This window comes from Pseudomonas sp. DSP3-2-3, assembly GCF_049898225.1.
Taxonomy (GTDB): domain Bacteria; phylum Pseudomonadota; class Gammaproteobacteria; order Pseudomonadales; family Pseudomonadaceae; genus Aquipseudomonas.
Genome location: NZ_JAFCXH010000009.1, coordinates 1 through 20030, shown reverse-complemented (window position 1 = coordinate 20030; position 20030 = coordinate 1). Strand labels below are relative to the sequence as shown.

General features: G+C 60.3%; 16 protein-coding genes. 4 read left to right on the top strand and 12 right to left on the bottom strand.

All coding sequences use genetic code 11. From position 1 onward, the window contains the following. Positions 1–7: 7 nt before the first annotated feature. The 8 genes from ACP7E4_RS12460 to ACP7E4_RS12425 form a co-directional block, all read right to left on the bottom strand. Entirely contained in the window at positions 8–1114 is a 1107-nt protein-coding gene (locus tag ACP7E4_RS12460; protein ID WP_426113996.1) for a WD40/YVTN/BNR-like repeat-containing protein, read from the bottom strand. 342 nt (positions 1115–1456) lie between these two features. Further along, positions 1457–2407, bottom strand: coding sequence for an omptin family outer membrane protease (locus tag ACP7E4_RS12455; protein WP_426113994.1), 951 nt, complete (start codon positions 2405–2407; stop codon positions 1457–1459). A gap of 239 nt (positions 2408–2646) precedes the next feature. Further along, a complete protein-coding gene (pepN, locus tag ACP7E4_RS12450; protein WP_426113992.1) occupies positions 2647–5313 on the bottom strand; it encodes an aminopeptidase N in 2667 nt (888 codons plus the stop codon). A gap of 12 nt (positions 5314–5325) precedes the next feature. Beyond that, a complete protein-coding gene (locus tag ACP7E4_RS12445; RefSeq protein WP_426113990.1) occupies positions 5326–6156 on the bottom strand; it encodes a DUF2797 domain-containing protein in 831 nt (276 codons plus the stop codon). Next, complete coding sequence (locus ACP7E4_RS12440; protein ID WP_426113988.1) at positions 6153–6413, bottom strand: YeaC family protein; 261 nt, start codon at positions 6411–6413, stop codon at positions 6153–6155. Before ACP7E4_RS12440 ends, ACP7E4_RS12445 begins: the two co-directional genes overlap by 4 nt. A gap of 40 nt (positions 6414–6453) precedes the next feature. Continuing rightward, on the bottom strand, positions 6454–7326 hold the full coding sequence (locus ACP7E4_RS12435) for a rhomboid family intramembrane serine protease (protein ID WP_426113986.1): 873 nt from the start codon (positions 7324–7326) through the stop codon (positions 6454–6456). Next, the gene (locus ACP7E4_RS12430) at positions 7326–8294 is read right to left on the bottom strand and encodes a metallophosphoesterase (protein WP_426113984.1); all 969 of its coding nucleotides are present in this window, start codon (positions 8292–8294) and stop codon (positions 7326–7328) included. The genes ACP7E4_RS12435 and ACP7E4_RS12430 overlap by 1 nt, the downstream gene beginning before the upstream one ends. Further along, the gene (locus tag ACP7E4_RS12425; RefSeq protein WP_426113982.1) at positions 8294–9184 is read right to left on the bottom strand and encodes an NAD(+) kinase; all 891 of its coding nucleotides are present in this window, start codon (positions 9182–9184) and stop codon (positions 8294–8296) included. The genes ACP7E4_RS12430 and ACP7E4_RS12425 overlap by 1 nt, the downstream gene beginning before the upstream one ends. A gap of 319 nt (positions 9185–9503) precedes the next feature. Between ACP7E4_RS12425 and ACP7E4_RS12420 the strand changes: the two genes are divergently transcribed. Next, entirely contained in the window at positions 9504–10487 is a 984-nt protein-coding gene (locus ACP7E4_RS12420; protein WP_426113980.1) for a DUF1853 family protein, read from the top strand. A gap of 4 nt (positions 10488–10491) precedes the next feature. Here ACP7E4_RS12420 and ACP7E4_RS12415 read toward each other — a convergent pair whose 3' ends face one another. The 4 genes from ACP7E4_RS12415 to ACP7E4_RS12400 form a co-directional block, all read right to left on the bottom strand. After that, positions 10492–11712 carry an MFS transporter gene (locus ACP7E4_RS12415; protein ID WP_426113978.1) on the bottom strand — a complete coding sequence of 407 codons (1221 nt, stop codon included), beginning with the start codon at positions 11710–11712 and terminating at the stop codon, positions 10492–10494. Between the two features lie 233 nt (positions 11713–11945). Continuing rightward, positions 11946–13283 (bottom strand): MFS transporter, encoded by a 1338-nt coding sequence (locus ACP7E4_RS12410; RefSeq protein WP_426113976.1) that lies wholly within the window; start codon positions 13281–13283, stop codon positions 11946–11948. A 146-nt stretch (positions 13284–13429) separates the two neighbouring features. Next, entirely contained in the window at positions 13430–14344 is a 915-nt protein-coding gene (locus ACP7E4_RS12405; RefSeq protein ID WP_426113974.1) for a 1-aminocyclopropane-1-carboxylate deaminase/D-cysteine desulfhydrase, read from the bottom strand. 156 nt (positions 14345–14500) lie between these two features. Then, positions 14501–16537 carry an FAD-dependent oxidoreductase gene (locus ACP7E4_RS12400; protein WP_426113972.1) on the bottom strand — a complete coding sequence of 679 codons (2037 nt, stop codon included), beginning with the start codon at positions 16535–16537 and terminating at the stop codon, positions 14501–14503. Positions 16538–16762: 225 nt separating this feature from the next. On the opposite strand from ACP7E4_RS12400, the gene ACP7E4_RS12395 reads away from it, so the two are divergent. From ACP7E4_RS12395 to ACP7E4_RS12385, 3 genes are all read left to right on the top strand, one after another. Beyond that, positions 16763–17908: a carbon-nitrogen hydrolase family protein gene (locus ACP7E4_RS12395; protein WP_426113970.1), complete on the top strand. Its 1146-nt coding sequence runs from the start codon at positions 16763–16765 to the stop codon at positions 17906–17908. Between the two features lie 2 nt (positions 17909–17910). Then, on the top strand, positions 17911–18951 hold the full coding sequence (locus ACP7E4_RS12390) for an AraC family transcriptional regulator (protein ID WP_426113968.1): 1041 nt from the start codon (positions 17911–17913) through the stop codon (positions 18949–18951). A 495-nt stretch (positions 18952–19446) separates the two neighbouring features. Beyond that, a partial coding sequence (locus tag ACP7E4_RS12385) for a pyridoxal-phosphate dependent enzyme (protein WP_426113965.1) occupies positions 19447–20030 on the top strand: 584 nt, incomplete at its 3' end.

Genomic DNA, 20030 nt, shown 5'->3' with positions numbered 1-20030 from the left:
ATCATTCTTATTGTTGGGTCGACTCGGCGCCGGTCGGCGAGGTCAGGCGAACGCCGCCCTGCCCGACCAGAATCAGATTGCCCTGTGCATCACCCGCCACGCCCGCCAACGAAATCCGGTCCGGACGGTTATAAACCTGAAAGGTCAGGCCATCGTCGGTACTGCGCATGACACTGCCGCCGTTACCCACGAGCACCAGTGAGCCGTCAGCGAGCAAGGTTGCGTTGGACAGGCCGAATTCCAGCGGCCCACGCGCAGCCTTCAATTCAATGGGGTTCCAGTTGTCGCCAAAATCCGTCGAGCGATACAGGTTGCCGCGCAATCCGTAGACCAGCAGCGTGCCGGGCTGACCCGTGCCAATAGCGCCAAACAGCGAGCCTTGATAAGGGCCTTCGAGCTTTTCCCAACTCTGCCCGTCGTCAGCCGAACGGAACATGGCGCCCGCCTCACCCACGATGAACAAGCCTGCGTCAGCAACCTGCGCAATCCCGTTAAGGTGATATTGGTCTTCGTTATCGAGACGGTCGCTGGCGTCTTGCCAATGCTGGCCGCCATCCGTCGTGGTCATCAACGAACCATAGGCGCCGACTGCAAAGCCTGTGCTGAGATCCTTGAACCAGACGTCCAGCAGCGGTGCTTCGCGCTTGAGGTCTTCGAACTGCTTGCTCCAGTTCGCGCCGCCGTCGCTGCTGGCGAGGATTTGCGCATCGTGGCCAACCGCCCAACCATGTTTTTCATCGACGAAATACACCGCCGTGAGCAACTGCCGAGTTGGCACTTTGGCCTGGGGCCAGGTCTTGCCTTGATCATCGGAATACAGGATGTGGCCGCGATCACCCACCACCACCAGCCTTGCGCCCGCGTGGGTTACGTCCAGCAACAGACCACGAGTTGATTTGGCGGATTCGATGGAATAAAGCGCCGCAGGATCCCCGCCAGCGCTGCTCTGCGCGCTGTCGGTTGCAGCCATGGAGGGAGTGATGAAGCTCGCCAGCGTCAATGCGGCGAGAAGCGAGCATGTTTTCGCCAAGGGTTTACGGGTGCGTGATACCAGTGAACGGCCAATGGCCGCGTCCGCACTGGACTGGGTGCGCCGATCTGCAGGCTCACTCATGGAGCGTTCCCCTTTTATTGTTATTAGGTCCACCGAGACTGACCGGCGTTTGCAAAACCGCTGCAAGCGCTCTAGCCCTTGTCTTTTTGGAAGCAGACCTATCCTATCCAGCTTTGGAAACCCGTGACAATCGACAAGACGTTATCTTTTGTTAAGCGCCCTCGGTGTGATTGGTTGGGTATCAGTAAAGCTGATGCGGCAAATCTTCGTTGGAGATTCTATGTTCGCGGGCAAGCCTCCAACGGGTACCGGTGTTTGCTGCGCGACAGCGCGGCGTCTGGACGACGGGGAATCTCCTACGGATCTCATCCAAATTGTTTGAGCAGGGGGGCCAGCAAGGATTCAGAACCGGTAAGCCACCGCCAGTGTGGATACCGTGGCTCTGCTGGCCTGACTGCTGGAGTTCTTACCAGTACGTGCGCTCCAGCCAGTTGGGGAATGCTCGATCAGCGAGTTGCCTTTGGCCTCAGCGTAGACCTGATGATCAACCCCCGCCTTCACCGAGAACTGCGGATTGAAGTTGTACGTCAGCCCCAGCGCCATCGATTGCATCCGGCCTGTGTTGCCGTGATTGCCGGCAAACGTCAGATCGCGCATGTGATGCGTGTCGAAATCCCTGGCTCTGACCCATTGGCTATGTTTGAACCGACCTTCGAGCGTCAGGTTCTGGAGGGTGTAGATACCGACAACCCCAAGGAACGGCGTGTCGTAGGTTTGCTGGTAGCTGATGCCTTTGACACCGGCCGGAAACTCGCCGGTCCGGTCTCGATAACCATAATCCGAGGAGTAGATGTAACTGCCGCCCCGAGTCTGCCAATCAAACTGACTGCGCTGATAGCCGGCCATTACCCCAATGGCAAGGTCGTCACGCTTGAGCGCCCAGACTGTCGCCGCCAATTCCGCCTGCCAGGCATTCTTCAGGCGGGTATCCGGATGATCCGAATAGTGGCTCCAGTCGGCATCGTCATCCAACCAGTCGTAATCCTTCATGTGGCTGTTGCCGCCACTCATGCGCGTCCAGCCGCGCACGTCGAGGGAGAGCCAGTCCAGTGCGTGGTAGGTCAGGCCCAGATGCAAGGTGGGCACCTGCTTGATATCCCAGTTCAACTGACTGAGTTTTGCACCGTCATCGTAGACTTTTTCCTCGGCCTTCCCGTTCAATAGCCCGACACCAAGACTCAATTCGACACTGCCAACCTGCAAGCGCTGCTCGTTGGTCACCTGTGCATTGGCCACCGCTTCTTGCCCAAGTGCGACCAGCCCCAGCAGCACCAGCGTATTCCGTCCATTCATCAACAAAGTCCACACCTCAATCGGGATGATGTGCGCGACGATCAGGGTCGACGCAGCACGAAGCGAAAGGATGAGCTTTGTCGCCGGAAAGCTCTGCCAGCCGAGTCCGCAACGGTCTGTATGAAACCGCCATGAAGGTTGCTGGAAAGCACCTACGTGAAACGCAACTCCGAAAATTCCCACATAAAAAAAGGGCCTGTCCGCTTGCGCGTCAGGCCCTTTTTTACCAACCTCCGAAGTTACTCGGCCAGGCTTTTACTCACCACTTCGTACACGTCGCTGGACAGATCACCCGAATCGCGGATGCGCACCAGTTCGGCCTTCATCAACGCCTGACGGGCGCTGTCGTATTTACGCCAGCGAGTCAGCGGCGCCAACTGGCGCGAAGCGATCTGTGGGTTGAAGGCGTTGAGCTGGATGACCAGATCCGCCAGGAAGCGATAGCCGGAGCCGTCCGCCGCATGGAAGTTGATCAGGTTCTGGCCCGCGAACGCGCCGATCAAGGCGCGGACCTTGTTCGGGTTCTTGATGTTGAACGCCGGATGCTGCACCAGCGCTTTGACCCGATCCAGCCCGCCGGGCAAGGTGCTGCCGGCCTGAACGCTGAACCATTGATCCATGACCAGCGGGTTGTCCTTGAAGTTATCCGCGAACACCGTCAGCGCTTTGTCCTTCTCGGCGGTGAACGGCGAATTGACCAACACCGCCAGCGCGGTGAGGCGTTCGGTCATGTTGTCGCTGCTGTCGAATTGCTCAAGGGTGGCGGCCAGAACTTCCGGCTTTTCACTCAACATCAGGTATGACAAGGCAATGTTTTGCAGGCCGCGACGGGCAAAGTGTTCGGCTTCGGCCACATACGGCGTGGCTTTCGACACTTCACGGTTGCTGGTGTAGCGCGACCACAATGCATCGAACAGGCTGTTCGTCAGTTGCTTGCGGACGAATTCCCGAGCGGCGTGGATCGCATCCACGTCAGCCACTTCGCTGATTTCAGTCAGATAGGCTTCGCCCGGCAACGACAGCATTTCCGCGATCATTGCCTGATCCAGCGTGGTGTCCGCCAAAACGGTGCCCAGCGCGGTAACCAGACGCTGATCGAGGACCATGTCCTGACCTTGCTGATACTGGCCAATCAACTCCTGCAACACCTGCACGGACAGCTGCTGCCCGGCATCCCAGCGATTGAAGCCGTCGCTGTCATGCTGCATGAGGAACATCAGCTGATCGCGGTTGTACGGGAAGCTCAGTTTCACCGGGGCCGAGAAACCGCGCAGCAGCGACGGCAACGGCTGTTCGGCGATATCGACAAAGGTAAAGGTCTGCTCGGCCTCGGTGACGGAAATCACGCGCGTCGTACCCGACGCAGCGGGTTCGCCTTGCAGATGCAAGGGCACTTCGCCGCCCTGCTTGTCCAGCAGGCCCAGTGCAACCGGGATCACGAACGGTTTCTTCGCATCGCCAGGCTGGCCCGGTGTGGTCGGGCAGCTTTGGCGGAAGGTCAGGCTGTAGGTTTTGGCAGCGCTGTCGTAGGACTCGCTCACCGCAAGACGCGGTGTGCCCGCCTGGCTGTACCAGCGTTTGAACTGAGTGAGGTCCACGCCATTGGCGTCTTCCATGGCCTTGACGAAATCGTCGACTGTCACCGCCTGGCCATCGTGGCGCTCGAAGTACAGGTCGCTGCCCTTGCGGAAGCCTTCGGCGCCCAACAAGGTATGGATCATGCCGACCACTTCCGAGCCTTTTTCGTACACGGTCAGCGTATAGAAGTTGGAAATCTCGATGAAGCTGTCCGGGCGTACGGCGTGGGCCATGGGGCCGGCGTCTTCGGCGAACTGATGCGTGCGCAGGTAAGCCACATCCTGGATGCGCTTGACCGTCGCCGAGTTCATGTCCGCCGAGAAACCGGAATCGCGATAAACCGTGAAGCCTTCCTTGAGCGACAGCTGGAACCAGTCGCGGCAGGTCACGCGGTTGCCCGACCAGTTGTGGAAGTATTCGTGGGCAACGATGGCCTCGACCCGCTGATGCGCGGCGTCGGTGGCGGTTTCGGCGCGGGCCAGCACGGCACTGGAGTTGAAGATATTGAGGCCCTTGTTCTCCATGGCGCCCATGTTGAAGTCGTTGACCGCAACGATCATGAAGATGTCCAGGTCGTACTCGCGACCGTAGGTTTCTTCATCCCAGCGCATGGATTTTTTCAGGCTGGTCATGGCGTGCTGGCACTTGTCGATGTTTTCCGGCTCGACATAGATGCGCAGGGTCACTTCCCGGTCGCTCATGGTGGTGAACTTGTCTTCCACGCACCACAGATCACCGGCCACCAGCGCGAACAGGTACGCCGGTTTCATGAACGGATCTTCCCAGGTCGCCCAGTGCCGACCGTCATCTTCCGGCCCGCTGGCAATCGGGTTGCCGTTGGAGAGCAGGACCGGAAAGGCATGTTTATCGGCGCTCAGGGTCGTGGTGAACTTGCTCATCACGTCCGGGCGGTCGAGGTAATAGGTGATTTTGCGAAAACCTTCGGCCTCGCACTGGGTGCAGAACATGCCGCTGGATTTGTACAGGCCTTCCAGGGCGGTGTTGGTTTCCGGGTGAATCCGCACGCTGCTGTCGACGACGAAGGATTCAGCCTTCGGGTGCAGGGTCAGGTGGTCCGGGGTCAGCTGGTAATCGGTGTTGGTCAGTTCGACATCGTCGAGCTTGACCGACAGCAGTTCCAGCAGTTGACCATCCAGCACCAACGGCGGCAGCCCCGCGCCACGGGCCGGGTTGCGACGCATGACCAACTGGGTGTGAACCAGGGAATGGTCGTCGAACAATTCGAAGGTCAGGTGCGTCTCGTCGATGAGGTACTCGGGCGCCTGGTAGTCCTTCAGGTAGATCATTTGCGGTTGATCGGTGCGCATGATGAGTCCTTTTTACTGATGCACGGCCAGTTGATAGGCCGTGTATTTGCGAATATTGATCACGCCGGTATCGAAAATCAGGTACTGGCCCTTGATCCCCAGCAACGTGCCTTCGGCGATCGGATTCTTGTCCAGGTTGAAGCTGACAATCTTGGTCGGGTACGCCTCGACGGGGTAACGGATCTCGATGGGCTCCACGTCATGCAGTAATTGGATAGCCTGCAGGCCGAATCGTTCTTGCAGTCCTGCCAGGCCCTCGGCGCAGCTCTCGAACAATTGCTGGCGAATGGCCGCAAGATCCACCGGCTCGGCGTCGCCCTTGAGCAGCGCACGCCAGTTGGTGCGGTCGGCAACCTGGCTGCGCAGCAGGTCTTCGACGAAGCCCGACTGCTGGCGAGTGGCAACCCGCAGGATCGGCAACGCCTGGCTGGCGCCCTGATCAAGCCAGCGGGTCGGCAGCTGAGTCGCACGTGTGATGCCGACTTTTACCCCCGACGAATTGGCCAGGTACACCACGTGATCGGTCATGCAGAACTGCTCGCCCCACGCCGGGTCGCGGCAAGTGCCGTGTTCGTGATGGCATTTTTCCGGGCTCATGATGCAAATATCGCACTGCGCCAGCTTGATCATGCACGGGTAGCAATACCCCTGACTGTAGCTGGACTTGGTCTTGCGTCCGCAATGACTGCAATGAATCGCACCGAGGAACTCAAGGCGCACGGTCTTGCCAATCATCGGGTTGACCGGAATTTCGTTGTCACCCAGACGAAAGCTGTATTGCACCAGCGGTTCATCAAGGCGGGCTGACATTTTGTTGACTGCGCCGCGACCAATCTCGATCAATGGATGGCATCCGACTTGAACAGGATGTTAGGCACCGTCGTGGACTTCGAGCCGCATTCCTGCGCCCCCATGTAGCCGATGCGCTGGTCTTCCGGCAGATTCTGCACTTCCCAGGCGATCAGCGCCTGCAAGGACAACTCGCGCTGCTCCTGAGTCAGCTTGCGGCCGTCGGACCATTTACCGATTTCCACGGCCAGCTTCAGGCTCTCGTAGATGTCCGGGGTGATGTTTTCGATCATTTCAGCAAAAGAGGACATAGAACGCTCCACAACACTCAATAAAAACCAGCGGGAAATTTTAGACGCTGCGGCGGGCCAGAGCACCGCCCAACAGACCTGTAACACAACCGATGATCAGACCGCCCACATGCGCGCCGTTGGCGATTTCGCCGAAGCCGAGCATGCTCACCAGCCCCGACAGGCACAACGCCAGCCAGACCAGCATCATCACCAGAACCCCGCGCGGTAAACGATAGATGGGGTTTGGCGCGAGCATTTGAAAGATCCAGCAATGACCGAGCAAGCCATACAGCACGCCGGACAAGCCGCCAAACAGGCTAGGCCCGCCGAACTGGTATTGAACGTAGTTGGAAACGGCGCTGAACAACAGGGTCAAACCGAGCAGATACCCGCTGCCTTGACGCAACTCGATGCGCCGTCCCAATTCCCAGTACCACATGGCGTTCATGGCCAGGTGCAGGATGCCGAAGTGGATCAGCATCGGCGTGACGATGCGCCACCATTGGCCGGCAGCCAGGGTATCGGCGAGCGGCCTGAAACTCGCGTAATCGCCATGGATACGGAAATCGAGGAAGGTCAGCCAACTCACTGCCTGCAGGTTGTCACCCAGCAACGTGACACCGGCGACGATCAGACAGGCCAGCAGAATCAACGTCGTGACCGGGCTGTCCTTGAGTTGCCGGACAAACCCCGAGCGCGGCAGGCTGCTGGACTGTTGGCCGGCGGGCAGCTGGTAATTTTCATCGCCTTCAGGGTATTGCTGATACAGGGTGCGGACGTCATCAGCCAACTGCGGGGTATCCGGTACCCAGAGCACTTGCTCGCCCGCTTCCTCGCTGACTCGATGGGGCACCCGCAAGCGGTTCAACAGGCTGACGAAGCCACTCAAATCAGTGGTCAACGGCAGACGCAATACAGCAACAGGACTCATTACACGGCCTCGGGACGTTTGACATCGACCCAGACAAACTTGTCGGGATCGATACGGGTTTCCTGGTCAAGCCGATAGGCGACCAACTTGCCGTAAAGCACGGCGCTGTAATCCAGGCAAGCCAGGTTTGGCCGAATGGGAGCGGGTATGCCACTGCGCCAGTAATGGCCGACGAACAGCAAGGGTTCGTCGCTGCCATAGCGCAGCAAGGCGTTTTTTTCAGTGGTGGTCAACGGCGTCTTGGCCACGCCTTCCGGCAAGGCATCGGGTTGAAAGACCACGTCGCCATAGGTTTGCGGATCGTCTTCCCAGAATTTAGTGCGGAAGAACGCCCGGGTCAGGCCGTCGCCACCGGTGAACGTCATGCCATGGGGCAAACGCATGTCGGTGCCGCGCAACAGGCGATCGAATACCGCGCTGGCAAAACTGCCGGGCACCGCCGACGCCTGGACAAAATGCTTGTCGATGCAGCCGTTGCCATGCAAACCCAGCAAGGGTCCGATCAGGCTGGAATCCCAGCACGCATGCACCACGCGAAAACGCTCGGCGTCGATAAACAGCGGCAGTTCGTAGAACCAGTTGACGAAGTCGTTCCACTCGTCCGGGTAATGCTCGAATTGCGCCAGGGTTTCGCCAATCAGGCGCGCGTGCCGTGGCGAATGCTCGCGCACGAACAACTTGCAGCTTTCGGACAAGGCCGGTGTCACCCAGCCTAGCGCGTTGAACTCGTGATTACCCATGATGCACACCGCATGACCGGCCACGACCATGTCGCGCACGATATGCAGGGCCTCGCGGATCAATGGGCCACGGTCGATGATGTCGCCGAGGAACACCGCGATGCGCTCCGGGTGACGCCAGACGCCAGCCTGAAAACGGTAGCCCAGCACGCTGAGCAATTGCTCCAGCGTATGGGCACATCCATGCACGTCACCGATCAGATCGTAGCTACGCGCGGGATCGAGCATCAGTCGCCTCCACCACCAAGCCGGCTGCCCCAGCCAAGCTTGGTGCGGCACACTTCGTAATAGTTATGGTCCAGCGGATGAATCAGGCGCAGTTTCTGCGGCTTCTTGCTCACGGTAATGGTGTCGCCGGGGGCGCAAGTGAAATGATTCTGCCCGTCACAGGAGACCTGTGGATAAATCGTCATGTCTTTGGAGACGACGATTTTCAGCTCACTGTTGCCGTCCACCACAATAGGCCGGCCGGACAAGGTATGCGGGTACATCGGCACGATGACGATGGCATCGAGCTTGGGATGCATGATCGGCCCACCCGCCGACAGCGCATACGCGGTCGAACCGGTTGGCGTGGCGACGATCAGGCCGTCGGCTTTCTGACTGCAGACGAACTGGCCGTCGATATACAGCTCGAATTCGATCATGCGCGTCGACTTGCCAGGGTGCAGCACCACGTCGTTCAGCGCATCGCCCTGGCCGATGGCTTCGCCATGACGACGGACTTCGGCCTGCAACAGGAAGCGGTTTTCCACCAGATAGTGGCCGTCCAGCACTTCGGCGCACTTCACTTCCAGCTCGTCAGGACGAATATCGGTGAGGAAACCCAGGCTGCCGCGGTTGATCCCCAGCACCGGCACATTATGCTTGGCCAACGCCCGCGCCGCGCCGAGCAGGCTGCCGTCGCCGCCGACGACGATCACCATGTCGCACACTTCCCCAAGCATCTTGCGCGACGAAGTTTGCAGGCCATGGCCCGGCAACACTTCCGCAATGGTGTCTTCGAGAATGACGTGCAGGTGCCGTTCCAGCAGAAACTTCTTGAGTCGGCGAACGGTATCGAGCACCTGCACACTGCCGAGGCGACCGATGATGCCGATATTGCGAAATTGCTCCATGGGGCTCCTGCGGGGGTTCGATGCGGCTTAAAGAAAGGGATTATGGGTGAAAGGCCGGGGTAGCGGCAATTGCCGATGTTGTAGGAGCCAACTTGTTGGCGAGACGTTGATCCTGCTTATTCAGGAATATCGCTTCGCGAGCAAGCTCGCTCCCACAAGTGAAATGCGGTCATCTCGTGCAGTCTGCGTGGGACCGGATTTATCCGGGAAGGCGTCGGTGCAGACACCACATCTTCGGCATCTGTGGGTTGCCCCCAAACATAGAATCTCCCACAAGGATCATCTGCTTCCCTCCCGCAAGTTCCGCTATCCTCGGAGCATGATCCTATTTCCCGGCCTGACCCACCTGCCCCGCCAGTTACGCACCTCGCAAGTGCGTGATCTCGCCTGGGTCATCCTGGCGCCGCCGATGCTGGGCGAAGTCCCTTGGCCGCAGCGCCATCCATTATCGGCCAGCGACTGGGTGCACCAGCCGCAACAGTTGGCGGACTTCCTGCTCCAGCTGGATCAGGACAGCCATAAACTCGATCACTGGTTGGCGCTGGGAGCCACGCGACGCCTGGGTTTGTATTACGAGCGCCTGTGGCAATTCGCCGTGCATCATGCGCCCGGCGTCGAGATGATCGCCGCCAACCTGCCGATCCGCCTGGGCGGGCATACGCTGGGAGAGCTGGACATGCTACTGCGCGATGCCGAGGGCGTGCATCACGTGGAACTGGCGATCAAACTTTATCTGGGTCCGCAAAACGGCGATGGCAACGACCCGGCGCAATGGCTTGGCCCTGGCTGCCATGACCGGCTGGATCGCAAGCTGGCCCACCTGAGTCAGCATCAATTACCGATTTCGGCGCGTCCGGAAAGTCGCGAAACCCTTGCGGCGCTGGACATTGACCAGTTCAGTGCAGAGCTTTGGCTGGGCGGTTACCTGCTGTATCCCTGGCCCGGTCAGGCGCAATCACCCCAAGGAGCGCATCGCCAGCATTTGCGCGGCAGTTGGCTGCATCAGCGCGATTGGGAGGATTTCGTCAGCCAGCGACCTAAAGGTCGCTGGCAATTGCTGCCGCGTCACGCCTGGCTGGCACCGGCGCATTACGCGCAACCGTGGAGCAACGAACAGCTTGATGACTGGCTGGCGGAGCTGGACCCACGGGCGCCAGCGCAACTTCTGGTACGCCTGACGGAAAATCCTGACGGCGAATGGGAAGAAGCCGAGCGAATATTTCTCGTCGCTGACATCTGGCCCAACCTCGGCGACACCACCAACGTAGCGTCGAGTCTCGCCCTGCCCGTTTCCCCGGCGTGATCGATCAGGCTGCTTTTTTCGTCCGCGGCAGGAAAACCGCCAGCAGGCCCAGCAGCGGCAGGAACGAACACAGCGTGTAGACGAACAAAATGCCGTGGCTGTCTGCGAGGTAGCCGAGCAAGGCCGCACCGATGCCGCCAAAGCCGAACATCAGGCCGAAGAAAATCCCCGCGATCATGCCGACGTTGCCCGGCACCAGTTCCTGGGCATACACGACGATGGCGGAGAATGCCGAAGCCAGGATGAAACCGATGATCACGCTCAGGACGCTGGTCCAGAACAGGTCCGCATAAGGCAGCGCCAACGTGAAAGGTGCCGCGCCCAGAATCGAAAACCAAATCACCGCCTTGCGGCCGATCTTGTCGCCAATCGGCCCACCAAAGAAGGTGCCCGCTGCCACCGCGCCGAGAAACAGGAACAGTTGCAACTGCGAAGCCGCCACCGACAGATCAAACTTCTCGATCAGGTAGAAGGTGAAGTAGCTGGTGATGCTCGACATGTAGAAGAACTTGGAAAACACCAGAAACGCCAGGATCGCCAAGGCCATGGTTACCCGTCCTTTGGACAATCCGTGCGTCGCGGCCTGGCCTTGCTTGAGCTTGAACAGACTCAAGTGCGAGCGATACCAACGGCTGATGGCGTAGAGCAAGCCCAAGGAAAACAGCGCAAACAGCCCGAACCACGCCACATGTCCCTGGCCGAACGGAATGATGATTGCTGCGGCCAGCAGCGGACCGAATGCCGAGCCGGTATTGCCACCGACCTGAAAGGTCGATTGCGCCAGGCCAAAACGCCCGCCCGATGCCAGCCGCGCGATACGCGAAGCTTCCGGGTGAAAGGTCGAGGAACCGATGCCGATCAGCGCCGAAGCCAGGAGGATCAGCGGAAAGCTGCCGACCATGGACAGCATCAGGATGCCAATCAACGTGCAGATCGAACCCAGCGGCAAGACCAGCGGATTGGGGTGGCGGTCGGTGTAATAACCCACCCAGGGTTGCAGCAGCGAAGCGGTGATCTGGAACGTCAGGGTAATCAGGCCGACCTGGGTGAAGCTCAGCCCGTAGTTTTCCTTGAGCATCGGGTAGATCGACGGCAGCACGGCTTGAATCAGGTCATTGATCAAATGCGCCAGCGCCACCGCGCCGATGATGCGCATCACCAGTGGACTGGTAGTGCTGGACGGCGAGGCTGGAACGGCGTTTGAAGCGGGAGTACTGACGGCCATGAAGTTCATCCGTGGAACGTTTGGATGTGCCCTGACAGTTCATTGCAAAATGTGTCGGCGGCACGCGGGGGCCGCCAATGTGCCATTTTTTGGGGCGCTATCGCCACAATTTGTTGCAGAATTAAACAGCCCGTGGGAGCGAGCTTGCTCGCGAATAGTCCGGTAAGCGCGACACCTTGCACGCCAGAGACACCGTCTTCGCGAGCAAGCTCGCTCCCACAAGCCCTGACCAATCAGGCCGCAGCGCCCATTGCCGTCGGCTTCTCCCCCGCCGGAACATCATGCAGGGAAATCCGCGAGGTCTCGCGCAAGGCCATCCCGCCCGCCAACGCCAGCAAGGCGACAGCGATCAGGTAAAAGGCCGGCGAAAGGTTGCTGCCCGTCGTCGTGATCAACCAGGTCGCCATCAAGGGCGCGGTGCCACCAAAGATGGTGTAGGCCATGTTGTAGGTGATCGCCGATGCGGTGTAGCGGGTGCGGGTCGGGAAAGTTTCCGAAAGCAGCGCCGCCGTGACCACGCCGCACAACACCGCGCCTACGGCCAGCAGCATGACGCCGACAATGGACGCGGCGAACGAGCCGGAGCTGGCCATCAGAAATGATGGATACACCACGATGATCAATAACGCGCAGGCGCTCATCACGGTGACGCGACGCCCGACGCGATCCGAATACAGCCCGGCCAGCGGACAGATCGCGGCGGCGAAAATCAAAGCAATCAACGACACCAGCAGCGCCGTGGCACGACTCAGGCCGCCGGCCACTTGCAGGTAGGTGGCGAAATAGGTGGTGAACATATAGAACGACAAGGCCGTCAGGGAAACGAAAGCGCCAAGGCAGCAAATCGCCGCGCCGTGGTTGCGCAGGGTTTCCTTGAGTGGCGAGTGGGCCACCGCGTGTTCCTCTTTGACAGCCTGAAACGCCGGGGTTTCGTCCAGTTTCCAACGCAGGTAAAGCCCGACCAGCCCCAATGGCGCGGCGATCAGGAACGGCAGGCGCCAGCCCCAGCTGCCCATCGCCTCGGCAGACAGCGATGCTTCCAGGGCATAGGCCACCACGGCTGCGGCAGCGAAGGCGGAAAAGGTCGAAACCGGAATGAAGCTGCCATACCAGGCGCGCTTGTCGTTGGGCGCGTGTTCCATCAAATACGCACAGGCCCCGGCGTACTCACCGCCCGCCGAGAAACCTTGGGCACAGCGGATCAGCGTCAACAGAATCGGCGCCATCACCCCAATGGCGGCATAGGTCGGTAACACACCGATCAGGGTCGTGGCGCCAGCCATCATCAAAATAGTCATCGCCAGGGTTCGTTTGCGTCCGATCCGGTCGCCCAGCATGCCGAAGAAAATCCCGCCCAAAGGTCGAAATGCGAAAGCCACGGCGAACACCGCGAAGGTTTTCAGCAAGGCGGCACTGGCATCGCCGCTGGGGAAAAACTGTTGGGCGATGGTGGTAGCCAGGAAGCCGTAGACCGCGAAGTCGAACCATTCGACGAAGTTGCCGATGGCGGCGGCAACAATGACTTTTCTCAAAGTGGCGGGACTGACCTGCCCTGCAGTTGCACTGGTCATGCTGAACCTCGACGTTGCATCAGGAAGCTATCGATTATCGGGACAGCGGCTGAAAGGGTTCACTCTGAAAGTGTCATCCACGTATTCAGGGCCGACCCGTCATGACCCGAGTGGCGCAGGATTCGTGCCAGAGACTGGAATCAGCCCTACAGGCCCATCGCCCGTCGACCTTGCAGGCCGCCGGTGTGGATGAAGATCAGACGCGTGCCTGCCGCGAAACGCCCGGCCGATATTTCATCGTGCAGCATCAGCAGGGCTTTGCCGGTGTATAGCGGTTCGAGGGGAATACCGCTCTGGTCTTCGCAGGCCGCGATGAAGTCGAGCAGTTGCAGATCGGTTTTGCCGAAGCCGCCGCGACTGGCGTCGAGCAGGTGGTAAGCGGTCAGCGCATTTGATCCGAAAATCGCCGCCACATTCTCCTGCACCCCATGCCCATCCGGCACCGCCATCGCGCCATACACCGGATGTGCCCCGACTTCCGCCAGTACCAGCCCGGCCAGCGTAGTGCCCGTCCCGGCGGCCAACCACCAGCCGTGATAATCGTCCCAACCCAGATTATCTAGCTGGCCCCGCGCCATGTTCAATAACCCGGCACAGCCCGAAGCACCGGCCAAACCTCCCCCACCTTCCGGGATCGGATAAAAGCCTGCATAGCGCGCCAGCCAGGGCCGCCAGAAATCAGGCTCGTGCCGCGCCCGATAGCCGCCATAACCCAGCCAATGCAGCTGCATGCCGAATGCCTGCAAATCCCGCGCGGTCGGAGTTTCCTGCGCATGACCGCGCAATAACCCAACCGTGGGGAAATCGAAACGTTTGCCCGCCGCCGCCAGTGCGTGCAGATGATTGGAATGAGCGCCGCCCAGACTGATCACCCCTTGGGCCTTGGCCTGGGCAGCCGCGGCAAGGTGATCGACGAGCTTGAACCATTTATTGCCGCTGATCTGCGTGTCGATCAGGTCCAGACGCAACACCGCCACCTCGACCCCGGCCTGGGCAAGCCAGGGCAGAGTCAGCTGTTCAAACGGGGCTTGAGGTTGCCAGTTGATGGGTTCGAGGGACACGGTGTATGGCCGGGAAGAAAGGGGCGCAGTCTAACAGGCGCATCTGGTGGAGCGAGGCTTGCCCGCGAATCAGGCGCCTCGGCAGGCCAGGCTCACCGCGTTATCGTTCTTCGCGGGCAAGCCTCGCTTGTACGGGTACCCACGTCCGATGTCTGGTTAAAGTGCCGCCGCCAATCGCGAGCCTTGATCAATCGCCCGCTTGGCATCCAGCTCCGCCGCCACGTCCGCGCCGCCGATCAGGTGCACCGACTGGCCTGCGTCCACCAGCCCGTCGTACAACTCCCGCAGCGGGTCCTGGCCAGCGCAGATCACGATGTTATCCACCGGCAACAATTTCTCTTCGCCCTCGCCGATGCGGACATGCAGGCCAGCGTCGTCGATACGCAGGTATTCAACGCTATTAAGCATCTGCACCTGTTTGTTTTTCAGACCGGTGCGATGAATCCAGCCGGTGGTCTTGCCCAGGCCGTCGCCGACCTTGGAAGCCTTGCGCTGCAACAGAAACACCTGCCGCGCCGGAGCATGGGGCTCGGGTTTGATGCCCGCCACGCCGCCACGAGCTTGCAGGGCGGTGTCGATGCCCCATTCCTTCCAGAACGCCTCGCGATCCAGGCTCGTTGAAACACCTTGATGAACGAGGAATTCGGACACATCGAAGCCAATGCCGCCCGCGCCAATCACCGCCACGCTATGTCCTACCGGCTTGCGCGCAAGGATCACGTCCAGATAGCTCAGCACCTTGGAGTTGTCGATGCCGGGAATGGCTGGCGTGCGCGGGGCAATACCGGTGGCGAGGATGATGTCGTCATAACCCGCGCTGACCAGATCCGTCACGGCAACCCGCTCATTCAGGCGCACTTCGACGCCGGTGGTCTGCAGCTTGCGAGCGAAATAACGCAAGGTTTCGAAGAATTCTTCCTTGCCCGGCACGCGCTTGGCGATGTTGAACTGGCCGCCGATCTCGCTCGCGGAATCGAACAGCGTGACCTTATGCCCACGCTCGGCGGCAACCGTGGCGGCAGCAAGACCGGCAGGACCGGCGCCGATCACCGCAACGCGCTTGATCTGCCGGGTTGGTACGTAATTGAGTTCGGTTTCGTGACAGGCGCGCGGGTTGACCAGACAGGTGGTCAGCTTGCCGCCGAAGGTGTGGTCCAGACACGCCTGGTTGCAACCGATGCAGGTGTTGATTTCATCGGCGCGACCGGCAGCGGCTTTGTTGACGAACTCTGGATCGGCGAGAAACGGCCGGGCCATGGACACCATGTCGGCGTCCCCTTCGCTGAGGATTTGCTCGGCGATTTCCGGAGTGTTGATCCGGTTGGTGGTGATCAGCGGAATGCCCACCGAGCCGCGCAGTTTGGCCGTCACTTTGCTGAAGGCCGCACGCGGCACCTTGGTGGCAATGGTCGGGATGCGCGCTTCATGCCAGCCGATCCCGGTGTTGATAATAGTCGCGCCAGCTTGCTCGATGGCCTTGGCCAGCTGGACGATTTCTTCCCAAATACTGCCGCCCTCGACCAGATCCAGCATCGACAGGCGGAAAATAATGATGAATTGCGGGCCGACCGCCTCGCGCACCCGGCGCACGATTTCTACGGCCAGACGCATACGGTTTTCGTAGCTGCCGCCCCAACGATCAGTGCGATGGTTGGTGTGGGCGGCGAGGAACTGGTTGATGAAGTAGCCTTCCGAACCCATGATTTCGACACCGTCGTACCCGGCGCTCTGGGCCAGGGTCGAGCAGGTCACGAAATCCTGAATCTGTTTCTCGATGCCTTCTTCGTCCAGCTCCCGGGGTGTGAACGGGTTGATCGGCGCTTTGATTGCGCTCGGCGCGACTTGTCTGGGGCTGTAGGCATAACGCCCGGCATGCAGGATTTGCAGGCAGATCTTGCCACCCGCTTCATGCACGGCCTGGGTGACGATGCGATGCTGTTCCGCTTCCCCGGCATTGGTCAGCTTCGCCGCGCCGGAATACACACCCCCTTCATCGTTGGGCGCGATACCGCCAGTCACCATCAGGCCAACGCCGCCACGGGCACGCTCGGCAAAGTACGCCGCCATGCGCTCGAATCCACCCGGTTTTTCTTCCAGGCCGGTGTGCATGGAGCCCATCAAGGTGCGGTTGCGCAGCGTGGTGAAACCCAGATCCAGCGGGGCAAGCAGGTGCGGGTAGTGAGCGGCGGCCATAAAGACTCCATCAAGCATGATCACGGGACGCGGATGCCTTGGGCAACCGTCAATTATTCAAGCCCTTGGGGCCTGTTCATGGCGCAACAGTAAAGGCCGCACTCAGCGCGCTCAATGACTGAAAGTGACAAGTTATTGATCCAAACGCGCAGCGAGGCTTGGCAAGCGCGATGGCGCGCCCTACCCTAGGCGGCAAACCCGCACCCGGCAGCCCTTTTCCTTCTTATGCGTACATTTTTTGCTGTCTTCATTGCCTCGCTGCTGCTGATCGCCCTGACCAGTTATGGGGTCTGGACCGAGCAGCGCCCGGTGGGCCATTACCTGTCTGACCTGCGCATCCAATTGGCAGTCGACGACGGTCAGCCCGGCGAGCGCGGCAATTTGCTGGGTGTGCAGGCGGAACTGTTTCCCGCCGACTACCAAAGCATCGACCGCCTGCACCGCAAACTGGCTGCCTACCTGGAGCAGGCGCGTGAGAAAGGCCTGATCAACAGCAAGACCATCGTCGTGCTGCCCGAACATGTCGGCACCTGGCTGTTTGCCAGCGGCGAAAAGAAACAGCTGTATCAAGCCACTACCATCGACGAAGCCATGACCTGGCTGTCAGTTAGCAATCCGTTGAAATTCGCAACCGCCATGCTGGGCGCCACTGGCGAGAATCGTCTGAACGATGCACACCTGCGCATGAAAGCCGCCAGCATGGCCAAGGATTACCAAGCGGTGTTCGGCGGGCTGGCCAAAGAATTTGGCGTGACCCTGGTCGCCGGCTCCATCGTGCTACCGGAACCCCGTGTGGTTGACGGCAAACTGGAAGTCGGCAACGGCGCGCTGTTCAACAGCAGCCTGGCGTTTGGCAGCGATGGCTCGCCCCTTGGCCAGCCGCAGCGGCAGTTGTATCCGGCCATTTATCAGCGCGGTTATATCCAGGCCGCCGCCGACGCACCGCTCAACGTCATCGATACCCCGGCCGGACGTTTGGGCATCCTGATCGGCAGCGACAGTTGGTATCCGCGCAACTACAGCCGCTTGAATGACAGCGGCGCGGAGTTGATTGCCGTGCCCGCATTCGTGGCCGGCAACGACGGCTGGCGCAAACCCTGGCGCGGCGAGCAAAACGCCGACCTCGCCGCACCCGTCAATATGCCGACTGGCAGCCTCAGCGAAGGCGAAGCCTGGCAGCGCCTGACGCTGACCGGCAAGCTGCCGGGCAGCGCGGCCCGCGCTGGAGTCAGCGTGTTCATGCGTGGTCAGTTCTGGAATCAGGGCAGCGCGGGGCACAGTTTTGCCAGCCGCAACGGGCAGATGATCGTTGAGCCGTCGCTGGACAACAAGACCAGCCACGGCGCGCGCCTGATCAACGTCTGGCTGTGACCATGAATCCATCGCCGATGCGTCTGGGGGATTTGTCCGTCGGGTTTGTTCACAGCCTGAGTGATGCAGTGCGCAGCTTCGGTTGCGATCCCGCCCCGCTGCTGGAGCAATACGGCCTGGACGCCGCACGTCTGGGCGAAGCTGGCGCCCGCTTGTCAATTCCGCGCTACATGCGCCTGGGCCATGCAGCCATCCAGCTCACCGGCCAGCCGGGACTGGGGTTGCGCATGGGCCGGTTAAGCCGGATCAGCCAATGCGGCCTGGCGGGCGTGACTGCCGCGCAAGCGCCCACTGTGCGTGAGGCGGTGCGCACGTTGATCCGTTTTGAAGCGCTGTACGGCTCCAATTACCGGGGCCATTCGAGTTTCCATGAAGACGCTCAAGGCGCTTGGCTGCGTTTTTACTCCATCAGCCCGTACAACGCCTACAACCGCTTCGTGGTGGATTCGATATTCGCCGGTTGGGTGCAGCAATTGTCGACGCTGGCTGGCACGTCGATTCGGGCGCAGCGCATTGAAATCGAATTCGACGCGCCGCAATACGCGGCGGACTATGCAGCGCTAAGTGAAAATCCGGTCACGTTTGCCGCGGATTCAAATCAATTGCGGCTGGATCAAGACGTGCTGGCGTTGCGCAATCCCGAGCACTGCCCGAGCACCTGGCGGCATTTGCTGCAGTTGTGTGAAAAGGAGCTGGAACAACTGACCCGCACCCGCAGCCTGCGTGAACGCATCACGCGTTTGCTCGGGCCGCTATTGAATGGCGGCAGGGAACCGGATCTGGAAGAGGTGGCCGCACGGCTGAAGCTGCCGACCTGGACGTTGCGCCGCAAGCTGGCTGAAGAAGGCACGCGCTTTCGCACCATTCTCAATGACACGCGACGCGACCTGGCGATGACGTATATACGCGATACCGAACTGGCGTTCGGCGAGATTGCGTATCTGCTGGGTTTCGCTTCGGCTGAAGCCTTTCAACGAGCGTTCAAGCGCTGGAACGGCCAGACTCCCGGGGAATTCCGCCGCAGCCAGCGCCACATTGCCTGACGCCCGCTTGCCGCCTACAGCTCGGTAGCGTCGTCTGCTGGCTCTGGTGGATCCAGTTCAAACGCTTTGTATTCGAGTATTTCTTCCAGATAGTCGTCCATAACGCATGCCCTCTTGGCTGTTCTTTAATGACTGCATTCACTGACCATGAGCTCCACCTTAAAGTGCCCAGGTGAAAGAAAAATGTCAGTGTCATTAAAGATACGCGGCGCATTGCCCGGAATTTAGCCAGCGCCGCCTTGACTTGGCCCGCACAACCGAAATAGTCTTCAGGCCATGAACGTAACCAAGCATTTCTTCGGCCAGATTATTATTACCGCCATTCCAGTCATGGCGGGTTAGCCGACGCGTGCACCCAACCCGCCCTAGAGGCGGGTTTTTTCTGTCTCCAGGGCCAACCACTCAGGAGTCAGACATGATCATTTGCCCAGCCCCGCTCGCCCTCTTCAACTCGCAGGCTCTGCGCACCTTCCACACCAGTGAAGGACGCACGCGATGACCGACCTGCTCAATCACTACGCCCGGAAAATCCTCACCTCCCGCGTCTACGACGTAGCCGTGGAGACCCCGCTGCAGGGCGCTCGCCAGCTGTCCGAGCGGCTGGGCAATCAGGTGCTGCTCAAGCGCGAAGACTTGCAACCGGTGTTCTCGTTCAAGATTCGCGGCGCGTACAACAAGCTGGCCCAGCTGAGCCCGGAAGAACTGGCGCGTGGCGTGGTCACCGCGTCGGCGGGCAATCATGCGCAGGGCCTGGCGCTGGCGGCCAAGACACTGGGCGTCGAAGCAACCATCGTCATGCCCAAGACCACCCCGGAAATCAAGGTCGAAGGCGTGCGTTCCCGAAGCGGCAAAGTCGTGCTGCACGGCGATTCGTTCCCCGAAGCGCTGGCCTACTCGCTGAAACTGGTCGAGGAAATGGGCTTCGTCTACATCCATCCGTACGACGATCCCGACACCATCGCCGGGCAAGGCACGGTGGCCATGGAAATCCTCCGCCAGCACCCGGGCCAGCTGGACGCGATTTTCGTCCCGGTGGGCGGCGGCGGGCTGATTGCCGGCATCGCGGCCTACGTGAAATA

Coding starts and splice junctions, on each gene's coding strand:
- ACP7E4_RS12460 (WP_426113996.1), bottom strand. CDS start 1,114: ATGAGTGAGCCTGCAGATCGGCGCACCCAGTCCAGTGCGGACGCGGCC.
- ACP7E4_RS12455 (WP_426113994.1), bottom strand. CDS start 2,407: ATGAATGGACGGAATACGCTGGTGCTGCTGGGGCTGGTCGCACTTGGG.
- pepN (WP_426113992.1), bottom strand. CDS start 5,313: ATGCGCACCGATCAACCGCAAATGATCTACCTGAAGGACTACCAGGCG.
- ACP7E4_RS12440 (WP_426113988.1), bottom strand. CDS start 6,413: ATGTCCTCTTTTGCTGAAATGATCGAAAACATCACCCCGGACATCTAC.
- ACP7E4_RS12435 (WP_426113986.1), bottom strand. CDS start 7,326: ATGAGTCCTGTTGCTGTATTGCGTCTGCCGTTGACCACTGATTTGAGT.
- ACP7E4_RS12430 (WP_426113984.1), bottom strand. CDS start 8,294: ATGCTCGATCCCGCGCGTAGCTACGATCTGATCGGTGACGTGCATGGA.
- ACP7E4_RS12425 (WP_426113982.1), bottom strand. CDS start 9,184: ATGGAGCAATTTCGCAATATCGGCATCATCGGTCGCCTCGGCAGTGTG.
- ACP7E4_RS12420 (WP_426113980.1), top strand. CDS start 9,504: ATGATCCTATTTCCCGGCCTGACCCACCTGCCCCGCCAGTTACGCACC.
- ACP7E4_RS12415 (WP_426113978.1), bottom strand. CDS start 11,712: ATGGCCGTCAGTACTCCCGCTTCAAACGCCGTTCCAGCCTCGCCGTCC.
- ACP7E4_RS12410 (WP_426113976.1), bottom strand. CDS start 13,283: ATGACCAGTGCAACTGCAGGGCAGGTCAGTCCCGCCACTTTGAGAAAA.
- ACP7E4_RS12400 (WP_426113972.1), bottom strand. CDS start 16,537: ATGGCCGCCGCTCACTACCCGCACCTGCTTGCCCCGCTGGATCTGGGT.
- ACP7E4_RS12395 (WP_426113970.1), top strand. CDS start 16,763: ATGCGTACATTTTTTGCTGTCTTCATTGCCTCGCTGCTGCTGATCGCC.
- ACP7E4_RS12390 (WP_426113968.1), top strand. CDS start 17,911: ATGAATCCATCGCCGATGCGTCTGGGGGATTTGTCCGTCGGGTTTGTT.